Source organism: Microbacterium azadirachtae (genome assembly GCF_025583665.1).
GTDB lineage: Bacteria > Actinomycetota > Actinomycetes > Actinomycetales > Microbacteriaceae > Microbacterium > Microbacterium azadirachtae.
Genome location: NZ_CP099706.1, coordinates 139,973 through 152,553 on the forward strand (window position 1 = coordinate 139,973; position 12,581 = coordinate 152,553).

Annotated in this window: 11 protein-coding genes; 8 read left to right on the forward strand and 3 right to left on the reverse strand. The window is 71.0% G+C overall.

All coding sequences use genetic code 11. From position 1 onward, the window contains the following. Window position 1: 1 nt before the first annotated feature. The 3 genes from NFX31_RS00670 to NFX31_RS00680 all read left to right on the forward strand — a co-directional run bounded on the left by NFX31_RS00670 (window position 2) and on the right by NFX31_RS00680 (window position 2,695). Window positions 2–919, forward strand: coding sequence for an ABC transporter substrate-binding protein (locus NFX31_RS00670; protein ID WP_045249004.1), 918 nt, complete (start codon window positions 2–4; stop codon window positions 917–919). A gap of 112 nt (window positions 920–1,031) precedes the next feature. Beyond that, window positions 1,032–1,901, forward strand: a complete 870-nt coding sequence (locus tag NFX31_RS00675) for a LysR family transcriptional regulator (protein WP_262956449.1) — start codon at window positions 1,032–1,034, stop codon at window positions 1,899–1,901. A gap of 92 nt (window positions 1,902–1,993) precedes the next feature. Further along, window positions 1,994–2,695, forward strand: coding sequence for a type 1 glutamine amidotransferase domain-containing protein (locus NFX31_RS00680; RefSeq protein WP_091477825.1), 702 nt, complete (start codon window positions 1,994–1,996; stop codon window positions 2,693–2,695). A gap of 52 nt (window positions 2,696–2,747) precedes the next feature. Here NFX31_RS00680 and NFX31_RS00685 read toward each other — a convergent pair whose 3' ends face one another. Next, entirely contained in the window at window positions 2,748–3,533 is a 786-nt protein-coding gene (locus NFX31_RS00685) for a dienelactone hydrolase family protein (protein WP_262956450.1), read from the reverse strand. Between the two features lie 260 nt (window positions 3,534–3,793). Further along, complete coding sequence (locus NFX31_RS00690) at window positions 3,794–5,227, reverse strand: aminobutyraldehyde dehydrogenase (protein ID WP_262956451.1); 1,434 nt, start codon at window positions 5,225–5,227, stop codon at window positions 3,794–3,796. 100 nt (window positions 5,228–5,327) lie between these two features. On the opposite strand from NFX31_RS00690, the gene NFX31_RS00695 reads away from it, so the two are divergent. From NFX31_RS00695 to NFX31_RS00705, 3 genes are all read left to right on the forward strand, one after another. After that, a complete protein-coding gene (locus NFX31_RS00695) occupies window positions 5,328–5,795 on the forward strand; it encodes an Lrp/AsnC family transcriptional regulator (RefSeq protein WP_045249008.1) in 468 nt (155 codons plus the stop codon). 101 nt (window positions 5,796–5,896) lie between these two features. Beyond that, window positions 5,897–7,291 (forward strand): NAD(P)/FAD-dependent oxidoreductase, encoded by a 1,395-nt coding sequence (locus tag NFX31_RS00700; protein ID WP_045249009.1) that lies wholly within the window; start codon window positions 5,897–5,899, stop codon window positions 7,289–7,291. A gap of 116 nt (window positions 7,292–7,407) precedes the next feature. After that, entirely contained in the window at window positions 7,408–7,728 is a 321-nt protein-coding gene (locus NFX31_RS00705; protein ID WP_045249010.1) for a cupin domain-containing protein, read from the forward strand. A gap of 148 nt (window positions 7,729–7,876) precedes the next feature. On the opposite strand, the gene NFX31_RS00710 is transcribed toward NFX31_RS00705, so the two are convergent. After that, window positions 7,877–9,541, reverse strand: a complete 1,665-nt coding sequence (locus NFX31_RS00710) for a PucR family transcriptional regulator (protein ID WP_262956452.1) — start codon at window positions 9,539–9,541, stop codon at window positions 7,877–7,879. A gap of 98 nt (window positions 9,542–9,639) precedes the next feature. On the opposite strand from NFX31_RS00710, the gene NFX31_RS00715 reads away from it, so the two are divergent. Both NFX31_RS00715 and NFX31_RS00720 read left to right on the forward strand, forming a co-directional pair. Next, entirely contained in the window at window positions 9,640–11,157 is a 1,518-nt protein-coding gene (locus tag NFX31_RS00715) for a CoA-acylating methylmalonate-semialdehyde dehydrogenase (protein WP_262956454.1), read from the forward strand. Window positions 11,158–11,174: 17 nt separating this feature from the next. Then, on the forward strand, window positions 11,175–12,578 hold the full coding sequence (locus NFX31_RS00720) for an aspartate aminotransferase family protein (protein ID WP_045248809.1): 1,404 nt from the start codon (window positions 11,175–11,177) through the stop codon (window positions 12,576–12,578). Window positions 12,579–12,581: the final 3 nt, after the last annotated feature.

Consider the following 12,581-nt stretch of genomic DNA (forward strand, 5'->3'; position numbering starts at 1 on the left):
CATGTTCACCGCCCGCATCACCCGCATCGCGACCACGGCCGTGGCCGTGGTCGCCACGGCGCTCGCGCTCAGTGCGTGCAGCTCCAGCAACCCGCTCGACAAGCCCACCGCGTCCAGCGGATCCGGCTCCTCCGACACGGTCGTGATCGGATCCCAGGCCTACTACTCGAACGAGATCATCGCCGAGATCTACGCGCAGGCCCTCGAGAAGGACGGCGTGAAGGTCGACCGGAAGTTCAACATCGGCCAGCGCGACGCCTACATGCCCGACGTGAAGTCGGGCGCGATCAACCTGTTCCCCGAGTACACCGGCAACCTGCTGGAGTACCTGGGCGGCAAGGCCGACACGAACAGCCCCGACGACGTCTACGCCGCGCTCAAGAAGGCGCTGCCGTCGGGTCTCGCCGTGCTCGACTACGCCAAGGCCGCCGACCAGGACACCTACACGGTGACCAAGGCGAACGCCGACAAGTACAAGCTCGAGTCGATCGCCGACCTCTCGAAGGTGCCCGCCCCCGTCACCGTCGGCGCCGCTCCCGAGTTCGAGAAGCGCCCCTACGGCCCCGCCGCGGCGAAGAGCCTCTACGGCGTCGACCTGGCGTTCTCGGCCACCGGCCAGACCACGCTCGAGGCGCTGAAGGCCGGCACCGTGCAGGTCGCCGACATCTACTCGGCCGACCCGGCGTTCGCGAGCGGCGACCTCGTCGCGCTGAAGGACCCGAAGAACCTCATCCTTCCGTCGAACGTCGTGCCGATCGTGAGCGCGAACGTCGCCGACAAGGTGTCGAAGGCGATCAACGCCGTGAGCGCGAAGCTCTCGACCGAGGAGCTGGTCAAGCTCAACGTGCAGAGCACGGCCGACAAGAAGCAGCCGGCCGACATCGCCAAGGCGTGGCTCAAGGAGCAGGGCCTGAGCTGACGCGACGCAACGCAGAGGACGGCCCCGGGATCGATCCCGGGGCCGTCCTCTGCGTTCAGCGCGAGGCCGGAGCTGCCCGGCCGCGACGTCGCGTCCGCGTACAGTGGCGGACGTGAGTGCACCCAGCCTGGACCACCTGCGCACGTTCGTCACCGTGCATCGGACCGGATCGCTCACGCGCGCCGCGCAGCTGCTGGGCCTGTCGCAGGCGACCGTGTCCGCGCACGTGCAGGCGGTGGAGACGGCCGTAGGCTTCCCGGTCTTCGAGCGCGGCCGCGGCGGGGTGACGACGACGGCGAAGGGTCTCGAACTGGTACGCCGCGTGGCGGCGCATGTCGATGCGCTCGAGGACGCCGTGCTGCTGCCGGACCGCTCCGCCGACGCCGCGCGCTCCGTGCACGTCGGCGGCGCGGCGGAGATCCTGTCGATCATGGTCGTGCCGCGGATCGCGGAGCTGATCGAGGCGGCGGACGCGCCGATCCGCCTCACCTTCGGGCTGGCGCAGGAGCTGCTGGACGCGCTCGTCGGCGGAGCCCTCGACGTCGTGGTCAGCGCCCTGCCGCCTCATCGCGAGGGGATCACCGCGGTGCCGTTCTACGACGAGGAGTTCGCGCTCGTCGCCGCACCGGTGTGGGGCGGCCGGGATCCGGAGCAGGTCCCTGTCGTGGCATACGCGGAGAACCTGCCCATCGTGCGGCGGTACTGGCGCAGCGTCTTCGGCCGTCCGCCCACCGGCCTGCGGGTCGCGGCCGTCGTCCCCGACCTTCGGGGGATCCGGGACGCGGTGCGGGCGGGTGTCGGGATGTCGGTGCTGCCGGCGTACGTCGTCGCGGACGATCTGCGCTCCGGCGCGCTGATCGCGCTCGCCGACCCGGAGATCCCGCCGCTGAACACGCTCTACCTGGCCACGCGCAGCGGCGATGCCGAGCGGTTCCCGGGGATCAGGGCCACGGCGATCGCGCTGCGGCGGATCATCTCCTGACAGGATCCGGAGCATTCCGATGGCTGCTCTCGATTCTCCGATGGAGGCGAGGCCTGCCGGCGGAGGAGCATGGACGGGTCGAAAGGACCCACATGTCGAAGATCCTCATGGTCGTCACCGCGGCCGATTCCCTGACCCTCGCGGACGGCACCGCCCATCCCACCGGATTCTGGGCGGAGGAGCTCGTCGTCGCCCACCGGGAGCTGACCCGCGCCGGCCATGACGTCGCCATCGCCACTCCGGGCGGACGGGTGCCGCCGGTCGACCCCGGCTCGTTGAACCCCGAGGTGGTCGGCGACGCCGACCGCACGGAGGAGTATCGCGCATACCTCGCCGCGATCCGCTCCGAACTCGACCACCCGATCGCCCTGGAGGACGTGTCGGTCGCGGAGTACGCGGCCGTCGTCCTGCCGGGCGGTCACGGTCCGATGGCGGACCTCGCCTTCGACGAGGATCTGGGCCGCATCCTCGCCACCGCGGATGCGGCATCCCTGCCGATCGCGCCGTTCTGCCACGGGCCCGCGGGCCTGCTGAGCGCCACCGATACGGACGGCCGCTTCGTCTTCGCGGGACGCACGCTCACCGCGTTCACCGATGAGGAGGAACGCACGGGCGGTCTCGGCGCGAACACGCCGTGGTTCGTCGCGGCGACGCTGCGCGAACGGGGTGCGGCCGTGCAGGACGCGGACGCCTGGACGTCGCACGTCGTGCGGGACCGCAATCTCATCAGCGGCCAGAACCCGCAGTCCAGCCACGCGCTCGCCCAGGCGCTCCTGGAGGTGCTGGCGGGCTGAGGCGCCTGCGCAGAGGACGGCCCCGGGATCGTTCCGGGGCCGTCCTGCATGTTCAGCGCTTCGGCGCGAGATGCCGGGCGAAGAACCGTCCCGCATCCTCCCCGGCGTGGGCGGGAACGCCCGTGTGCCCGCCGAGGTTCGCCTGCAGGGTCTTCTCGGCGGAGCCGAAGGCGTCGAACACGTCGAGCGCCCTCTGCCGGTCGTTGCCCTCGTCGTCCCACTGCAGCAGCACGTGCAGCGGGATCGTGACGCGGCGGGCCTCGTCGAACATCCGCAGCGGCACATAACTGCCGGCGAACAGCCCGGCGGCGACGATGCGCGGTTCGATCGCGGCCAGCCGGATGCCGATCGCCAGCACGCCGCCGGAGTAGGCGACGGGGCCGGCGATCTCGGGGAGTGCCAGGCAGGCGTCGAGCGCCGCCTGCCATTCGGGAACGGTCTTCTCGACGAGCGGGAGCACCAGCCGGTCGATGACGTCCTCGTCCGGGCGTTCGCCGGCGTCGAGCGCCCGCATCAGGTCGGCGCGGGCGCCTTCGAGCTCGGGAAGCGCGGGACGGGCGCCGTTGCCGGGCATCTCGAGCGTGACGGAGGCGAAGCCGAGCTCGGCGGACGAGCGCGCGCGGCCTTCGAGGCGCGGACGGATCCGGGCGAGCCCGGGCCCGCTCGGATAGCCGAGCAGGATCAGCGGGACCGGATGTTCGGCGGATGCCGATCCGGGCAACCACAGGATGCCGTCGATCCCGTCGAGGGTGAAGTCGCGCTCGACGACGCTGCCGTGCGGCTGCTCGGAGACGAGGCGCCTTTCGGCGGTGAAGCGGAGTTCAGGGGTGATGTTCATGGTCGTGCCTTTCGGGAGTGCGTCTGTACGGCGCTCCCGGACGACCTATCGCCCGACCGTGACCTCGCTGAGGAGCACCCACGTCGATTCGTTCATGGGTATCACCTCCTCTGTCTGCGGCCACACGGCGTAGGCGACAGTAGCACGACGGACCGGATCCTGTCCCCGCGGGATGGACAACGCCGCTCCGACGACGCGGGGAGCGACGTTATCCATCTTTCGTGCACTGTGGCCGCCGTGGACCGTGCGTCCGGGCGTCCTCAGTCCAGCGCGCTCATCACGTGCTTGATGCGGGTGTAGTCGTCGAAGCCGTACTGGGAGAGGTCCTTGCCGTAGCCGGAGTGCTTGAACCCGCCGTGCGGCATGTCGGAGACGAACGGGATGTGGGTGTTGATCCACACGCAGCCGAAGTCCAGGTCACGGGAGAAGCGCAGCGATCGGGCGTGGTCCGTCGTCCAGACCGAGGCCGCAAGGGCGTAGGGCACATCGTTCGCGAAGGCGAGCGCCTCGTCGTCGTCCTCGAACGTCTGCACGGTGAGCACGGGTCCGAAGATCTCGTTCTGCACCGCCTCGTCGTCCTGGCGCATGCCCGACACGATGGTGGGCTCGAAGAAGTAGCCGACGTCGCCCTGGCGCCTGCCGCCGGTCTCGATGACGGCGTGCGGGGGCAGCCGGTCCACGAAGCCCTGCACCTGCGCGAGTTGCGCGGCGCTGGAGAGCGGTCCGAAGAACACGCCCTCCTCGTGGGGCGCGCCGGTGCGGGCGTGCGTGCGTACGCGCTCGACGAGCGCCTTCACCAGCGCGTCGTGCACCGACGCGTGCACGATCACGCGGGTCGCCGCGGTGCAGTCCTGACCGGCGTTGAAGAACGCGCCGGTGACGATGCCCTCGGCGGCCTTGGCGATCGATGCGTCGGGGAAGACGATCGCCGGCGCCTTGCCGCCGAGCTCCAGGTGCACGCGCTTCACGTCGGCGGCCGCGGACTCCGCGACCGCCATGCCCGCCCGCACGGAGCCGGTGATCGCGACCATCTGCGGCGTCTTGTGCGCGACGAGGGCCGCACCCGTGCTGCGGTCGCCGAGCACCACGTTGAGCGTGCCCGCGGGGGTGTGCTCGGCGACGATCTCGGCGAGCAGCAGCGTCGTGAGCGGGGTGGACTCCGCAGGCTTCAGCACCACCGTGTTGCCGGCCGCCAGCGCAGGGGCGATCTTCCACACGGCCATGTTGAGCGGGTAGTTCCAGGGCGTGACCTGGCCGATCACGCCGATCGGCTCGCGGCGCACATAGGAGGTGTGGCCGGCCATGTACTCCCCGGCGGCCCTGCCCTCGAGGCTGCGGGCGGCGCCGGCGAAGAAGCGCAGCTGGTCGACGGACTGGTCGATCTCGTCCGCGACCAGGTTCGCGCGGGGCTTTCCGGTGTCCTTCGACTCCAGGTCGGCGAACTCCTCGGCGCGCGCGGCCATCGCGTCGGCGATGCGGAACAGCGCGAGCTGACGCTGGGCCGGAGTGGTGTCGCGCCAGAGGGGGAATGCGGCGGCCGCCGCGGCGTAGGCCGCGTCGATGTCGCTCTGATCCGAGATCGGAGCCTGCCCGTACACCTGCTCGGTGACCGGGTCGATGAGGTCCATGCGGCCCTCGCCGTGGGCGGCGACGGAGCGTCCGCCGATGAAGTTCTGCAACAGGGTGCTCTGCATGCTGATCAGGATAGGACAGGATCAACGAAATCGGAAGAAAAATGGATCCGATTCTGCGAAATCAGTTGCAGAGCCCGTCAGGGAGTGTCAAGATCGTCACATGAGCGACAAGCCGAAGGTGCCGGTGCTGGACGACGTCTCCAAGCGGATCATCGAACTGCTGCAGGAGGACGGCCGTCGACCCTATGCCGAGATCGGTCGTGCGGTCGGTCTCAGCGAGGCCGCCGTCCGTCAGCGCGTACAGCGCCTCACCGACAGCGGCGTGGTGCAGATCGTCGCCGTGACCGATCCGCGCCAACTCGGATTCTCCCGCATGGCGATGCTGGGGATCCGTGTCGACGGTGATCCGCGTGTCGCGGCCGAAGCGATCGCGAACATTCCGGAAATCGCATATGTCAACGTGACCCTCGGCTCGTTCGACATCCTGGCCGAGGCGATCTGCGAGAGCGACGAGGATCTGCTCGAGCTGATCGCGACGCAGATCCGCACCATCGAGGGCGTCTCGCACACCGAGTGCTTCCTCTATGCGGGGCTCCACAAGGACCTCTACAACTGGGGAACCCGCTGACCGGCTGAGCCCCCGTCCTCTCGAACCCGGCCGCATCGCGGCTGCCGGGGCGCTCGCGCGCGCCCGGCGAACGACCACCACCTCCCGGACAAGGAACCATCATGGGAACGACCGTCTTCGAACGACGGCAGCCGAGCGCCTCGGTCATCGAGCGCGCTCTCGAGAACACCGTGCACGCGGCCTTCTGGCTCGACGACATCGAGCGCACCGCCTACCCGACCCTGTCGGGGGAGGTGCGCGCCGATCTCGCGATCGTCGGCGGCGGCTACGCCGGGCTGTGGACCGCGATCCGCGCCAAGGAGCGCGATCCGCAGCGCAGCGTGGTGCTGCTCGAGGCGAATCGCGTCGGCTGGGCGGCATCCGGTCGCAACGGCGGATTCTGCGAGGCGAGCCTGACCCACGGCGAGGAGAACGGCCGCAACCGCTGGCCCGACGAGCTGGACCTGCTCGAGCGGCTCGGCCTGGAGAACCTCGACGGGATCCAGGAGACGGTCCAGCGCTACGGCATGGACGTGGACTGGGAGCGTACGGGGCAGATGTCGGTCGCCGTCGAGCCGCACCAGGTCCCGTGGATGGAGGGCGACGACTTCCTCGACCAGGCCGCGGTGCAGGCGGAGGTCGCCTCGCCCACCTACCTCGCCGGATCCTGGGACCGCGAGGGCTGCGCGATGGTGCACCCGGCGAAGCTCGCCTTCGAGCTCGCCCGGGTCGCGACCGAGCTCGGCGTGCAGATCTTCGAGCGCACCAGGGTGACCGGGCTCTCCGGCCGCGGCGTGCAGACCGTGACGGCGGAGACCGGATCCGTCGTCGCCGACCAGGTCGCGCTCGCCACGAACGTGTTCCCGTCGCTGCTCAAGCGAAACCGGCTCATGACCGTGCCGGTCTACGACTACGCCTTGATGACCGAGCCGCTCTCGGCCGAGCAGTACGACGCGATCGGCTGGAAGAACCGGCAGGGTCTCGCCGACAGCGCGAACCAGTTCCACTACTACCGCCTGAGCGCCGACAATCGGATCCTGTTCGGCGGCTACGACGCGGTCTACCACTTCGGCGGCAAGGTGCGCGAGGAGTACGAGGAGCGCCCGGAGAGCTACCGCAAGCTCGCCTCGCACTTCTTCACGACATTCCCGCAGCTCGAGGGGCTGCGCTTCACCCACCGCTGGGCGGGGGCGATCGACTCGTGCAGCCGCTTCTGCGCGTTCTTCGGCACCGCCCGCGGTGGCCGTGTCGCCTACGCCACCGGATTCACGGGGCTCGGCGTCGGCGCCACCCGGTTCGCGGCCGACGTGATGCTCGACGAGCTCGCGGGCCTCGACACCGAGCGCACCCGGCTGGAGATGGTGCGCACGAAGCCCATCCCGTTCCCGCCCGAGCCCGCCGCCTCGATCGGCGTGAACCTCGTGCGCGCCGCGATGAACCAGGCCGACCACAACGAGGGCAGGCGCAACCTGTTCCTGCGCTCGCTCGACGCCGTCGGCATGGGGTTCGACTCATGACCGCCGCGGGGACGGCTTCGGTCCCTGAGCCTGTCGAAGGGCCCGGGGCACGCCTGCCTTCGGTCCCTGAGCCTGTCGAAGGGCCCGGGGCGCGCCTGCCCGCCGCGGGCCGGTCGGTGACCGACGCCGACCTCGTCCTCACGCACGAGCCGCTGCCTGCCGCCGAGGTGGTCGCCGGGGCTCCCACGACGGCGATCGCCGTGCTCGACGGCACCGGTGATCGCGAGGTCGGCATCTGGGAGATGACGCCCGGCACCGCCACCGACACCGAGGCCGACGAGCTCTTCGTGGTGCTGTCGGGACGCGCGACGATCGCGTTCGAGGATCCGGCGCTCGCGGATCTCGAGATCGGCCCCGGATCCGTCGTCCGTCTCGCCGAGGGCATGCGCACGACGTGGACCGTGACCGAGACGCTGCGCAAGGTCTACATCGCCTGAGTCCCGGGGCTTCGGCCGGGCCACCCCCGCGGTTCGCTGGTCGCAGTTTGCGGCTTCGGGGCCTCCAAACCCGCAATTGGCGACCAGTGAGCGAAGTGGTGGGGGCACGGCGGGGGGATCCCGGGGAGCCGGCGGGGGAGTGAGGGGCTCAGCGGCCGTGCGCGAGGAGCGCCAGATGCAGGGCGGAGAGGGTCTCGCCGTCGTCGAGGTCGGCGTCGAGCAGATCCGCGATGAGCGCGAGCCGCTGGTAGAACACCGAGCGGGAGAGGTGCGAGGCAGCTGCCGCGGCCGTGCGGTTGCCCGGGTGCGCGACCACCGCCCGCAGCACCCGCAGCAGGTCGCCGCCGGTCGCATCGTCGTGCCGGATCAGCGGCGCGAGCAGGCGCGCGCTGTGCTCCTGCAGGCGATGGTCGCCGCTGAGCTCCGCGGCGAGGCGGGTGAGCGGCCGGTCGGCGACGCGCAGCAGCGCTCCCGGACCGGCCTGCCGGGCGAGGCGCCGCACCACCGGGATCATCGCCAGCAGCTCGCTCGCCGAGGACGCGGGGTCGCTCACGGCACCGGGTCCCAGCTCGGCGAGAAGCGGATCGGGACGAGAGCCCGACGGCAGCGACAGGAGGAGGATCCGCTCGCCGTCGACGACCGCGGACAGGGTGCGGACGTCCGCGACGTTCTGCACAGCCGGCGACGATCCGCGCGCGTTCTCGCCGGATTCCTGTGCGAATCGTCGCACTGTGTGCACATCGTCGCGCGCGACGGAGGCGTCCGAGGCGACGGAGGCGTCCGAGGCGACGGCGACGTACAGGGCGCGCCCGCGCACGGGGAACCCCGACGACTCCAGGCGCGCCTCCAGGTCGGCGACGGTCGCGAAGCGCTCCCCGAGCACGGCCGCGATCAGCCCCTCGGCGCGCAGGCGGGACCAGGCGCCCTCCCCGTCGGCGAGGCGGGAGAGCGCCAGTGCGGTCGCAGCCTGCTCCAGCACCGTCGCCGGGCCCGCGGGGTGGGGCGGACCGGGGAGCGCGACGAGCTCGCCCCACCGGGTGCCGCGGGCGGCGACGGGAACGCGGGTCCACTCCGGCGGCAGGCGGCGCGAGCGGCCGGGCCAGTCGGTGAGCACCTCGGCCTCGGCGAGTCCGGCGGTGTCGGCCACCACGACCTCGTGCGCCAGATCCTCCAGCACCACCGGCGCACGCAGGGCGCGTGCGGTCTCGTGCACCACCACCTCGACCGGGGCGCCGCGCAGGCTCAGGGCGGTGAACAGCTCGTGCAGGCGCTGCCGCTCCTGCAGGGCCTCCACCTGACCCGCGATGATGCGGCGGTGCACCTCTTCGGTCACCGTGACGAACTTCACCTCGCGCTCGAGCGACACGAGCGCGAGGTCGCGCGACCGGCACGCTGCGACCAGCGGGGGCGGCACCACGGCGAACCGCGTGCCCAGCTCCAGCACGATCCCGGCGAGGTCCGCGTCGGCCAGCTCGTCGACGAGCCTGCCGAGCGCCGCAGCGTCGCCCGGCCAGCCGGCGCCCGTGGTGAGCAGCAGCTCCCCGCCGTCGAGCAGGGCCGCCACGCGATCGCTGTCCGAGACGTGCACCCAGCGCACCGGGGCGTCCAGCGATCCGGTCAGCACCTCGGGAAGTCCGGCCTGCAGCGAGGCGACCTCGAGGGCATCGGCCACGGTCGGCAGGCCGGGATCGCCCTTCGACTCGCTGCGCTCGCTCAGGGACCGGTGGGGGTCGCCCTCGCTCAGGGATCGAGCCGGATCAGGATCCGGACGATCTGTCCGATCCTCGACGAAGTCCAGACGATCTGAGGGCACGGATCCATCCTCCCCTTTGTCAGCATGGGAGAGCAAGCCTGCGGACACCGTCGATCAGAGTGTCCGGAACCCCATCCCCAGAACCCGAGGAGCATCGCGTGACCGTGATCCGCCACTTCATCGACGGAGCCCTGACCGAGCCGAACACGCAACCCGGCGAGACCGAGCGCACCGGCCCGGTCTACAACCCGGCCACCGGAGAGGCGCACCGCAGCGTCGCCTTCGCGAGCGTCGCCGAGGTCGAGCAGGCCATCGCCGCCGCCAAGGCCGCCGCACCCGCCTGGCGTGCGACCAGCCTCATCAAGCGTGCCGACGTGTTCTTCCGCCTGCGCCAGATCCTGGCCGAGCGCACGCCCGAGCTCGCCGCCATCGTCACGAGCGAGCACGGCAAGGTGCTCTCCGACGCGGCGGGCGAGGTCTCCCGCGGCATCGAGAACGTCGAGTTCGCCGCCGGGCTCGTGCACCTGCTCAAGGGCGAGCACTCCGAGCAGGTCGCGCGCGGCGTCGACGTGCACTCGGTCAAGCAGCCGGTCGGCGTGGTCGCGTGCATCACCCCGTTCAACTTCCCCGTGATGGTGCCCCTGTGGATGGTCGCCTCGGCGATCGCCTGCGGCAACACCGTGGTGCTGAAGCCGAGTGAGAAGGATCCGTCTGCGGCGATCTGGCTCGCGAAGGCCTTCCAGGAGGCCGGGCTCCCCGACGGCGTGCTCAACGTCGTCAACGGCGACAAGGTCGCGGTCGACACCCTGCTCGACTCGCCCGACGTCAAGGCCGTCAGCTTCGTCGGTTCCACCCCGATCGCGAAGTCGATCTATCAGCGCGCCTCGGCGAACGGCAAGCGCGTGCAGGCCCTCGGCGGCGCCAAGAACCACATGGTCGTCATGCCCGACGCCGACATCGACGCCGCGGCCGCCGCCGCCGTCTCCGCCGCCTACGGCTCGGCGGGCGAGCGCTGCATGGCCGTCTCGGTGCTGGTGGCCGTGGGCGACGTGGCCGAGCCGCTGATCGCCTCGATCACCGAGAAGGTGCAGAACCTGCGCATCGGCGACGGCACCGACGTCGCGAGCGAGATGGGTCCGCTGGTCACGCGGGAGCACCGCGACCGCGTGGAGGGCTACGTCCTCGGCGCCGCCGCCGAGGGCGCGACCGTGCTCATCGACGGCACGCAGCGCATCGCCGCCGGCGAGCGCCTGGACGAGAACGGCTTCTTCACCGGGATCAGCCTCATCGACCACGTGAAGCCCGGCATGAAGCTGTACGAGGACGAGATCTTCGGCCCGGTGCTGTCGGTGGTCCGCGTGGACAGCTACGCCGAGGCCGTCGAGCTGATCAACGCGCACCAGTTCGGCAACGGCACCGCGATCTTCACCCGCGACGGCGGCACCGCCCGTGAGTTCGAGTTCGACATCGAGGTGGGCATGGTCGGCGTCAACGTGCCGATCCCGGTGCCGATCGGAGCGTTCTCGTTCGGCGGCTGGAAGGCCTCGCTGTTCGGCGACTCGCACATCTACGGACCCGAGTCGATCCACTTCTACACGCGCTCCAAGGTCGTGACCACGCGCTGGCCCGACCACACGCCGGCGCAGGTGGATCTCGGCTTCCCGAGCAACCACTGACGCGGAAGGATCTGAACATGACCGTCACCACCGAAGCCGCGGCCCTCACCGACAGGCACGGCGTCGTGCACGCCCTCCCGGCGCCCGACGCCGAAGCGCAGGTGCGCGCCGACGACCGCGCGCACGTCTTCCACTCCTGGAGCGCGCAGGCGCTCATCGACCCGGTGCCCGTCGCCGCGGGCGAGGGATCCACGTTCTGGGACTACCAGGGCAACGCCTACCTCGACTTCTCCAGCCAGCTGGTGAACCTCAACCTGGGGCACCAGCAGCCCGATCTGGTCGCGGCGATCCAGCAGCAGGCCGGCCGGCTCGCGACGATCCAGCCGTCGATCGCGAACGACGTGCGCGGCGAGCTCGCCCGGCTGATCGCCGAGGTCGCCCCCGAGGGCATGGAGAAGGTCTTCTTCACGAACGGCGGCGCCGACGCCAACGAGTACGCGGTGCGCATGGCCCGCACGTTCACGGGCCGCCGCAAGGTGCTCTCGATGTACCGCAGCTACCACGGGTCCACCGCGACCGCGATCTCGCTGACCGGCGACCCGCGGCGCTGGGCGAACGACTCGGTCGACAACGGGACGGTGCGCTTCTTCGGACCGTACCTGTACCGCTCGGCGTTCCACTCCGAGACCCTGGAGCAGGAGTCGCAGCGCGCGCTCGAGCACCTCGAGCAGACGATCCAGCTCGAAGGCCCGTCGACGATCGCCGCGATCATCATCGAGACCGTCGTGGGCACCAACGGCGTGCTCGTGCCGCCGCCCGGCTATCTGCAGGGCGTGCGCGAGCTGTGCGACCGCTACGGCATCGTCTACATCGCCGACGAGGTCATGGTCGGCTTCGGACGCCTGGGCGAGTGGTTCGGCATCGACGCGTTCGATGCGAAGCCGGACCTCATCACCTTCGCCAAGGGCGTGAACTCGGGCTACGTCCCGCTCGGCGGCGTCGTCATCGCGGACCGGATCGCGGCGGCGTTCGACACCGTCTCGTTCGCGGGCGGGCTCACCTACTCGGGCCACCCGCTGGCGTGCGCGGCGGGCGTCGCGACGTTCGAGGTGTTCCGCCGCGACGGGATCCTGGAGCGCGTGCGCGACCTCGGCAGCCGCATCGTCGAGCCGACGCTGCGCGGGTGGGTCGACAAGCACCCGAGTGTCGGAGAGGTGCGCGGCCAGGGCCTGTTCTGGGCGGTGGAGCTCGTGCGCTCGAAGGAGACGCGGGAGCCGCTCGTGCCGTTCAACGCGGCCGGCGCGGACGCCGCCCCGATGGGCGCGTTCGCCGCGGCGGCGAAGAAGGGCGGCGTCTGGCCGTTCGTGCACTTCAACCGCACCCACGTCGCCCCGCCGCTCGTGATCACCGAGGACGAGCTGGTGCGCGGGCTCGCCGCGCTCGACGCGGCGCTCGACGTCGCGGACGAGTACACCGTCTGACGT

Excerpts from the sequence above, each read along its gene's own strand:
- NFX31_RS00670 (WP_045249004.1), top strand. The coding sequence starts at position 2 with ATGTTCACCGCCCGCATCACCCGCATCGCGACCACGGCCGTGGCCGTG.
- NFX31_RS00680 (WP_091477825.1), top strand. The coding sequence starts at position 1,994 with ATGTCGAAGATCCTCATGGTCGTCACCGCGGCCGATTCCCTGACCCTC.
- NFX31_RS00685 (WP_262956450.1), bottom strand. The coding sequence starts at position 3,533 with ATGAACATCACCCCTGAACTCCGCTTCACCGCCGAAAGGCGCCTCGTC.
- NFX31_RS00690 (WP_262956451.1), bottom strand. The coding sequence starts at position 5,227 with ATGCAGAGCACCCTGTTGCAGAACTTCATCGGCGGACGCTCCGTCGCC.
- NFX31_RS00695 (WP_045249008.1), top strand. The coding sequence starts at position 5,328 with ATGAGCGACAAGCCGAAGGTGCCGGTGCTGGACGACGTCTCCAAGCGG.
- NFX31_RS00700 (WP_045249009.1), top strand. The coding sequence starts at position 5,897 with ATGGGAACGACCGTCTTCGAACGACGGCAGCCGAGCGCCTCGGTCATC.
- NFX31_RS00720 (WP_045248809.1), top strand. The coding sequence starts at position 11,175 with ATGACCGTCACCACCGAAGCCGCGGCCCTCACCGACAGGCACGGCGTC.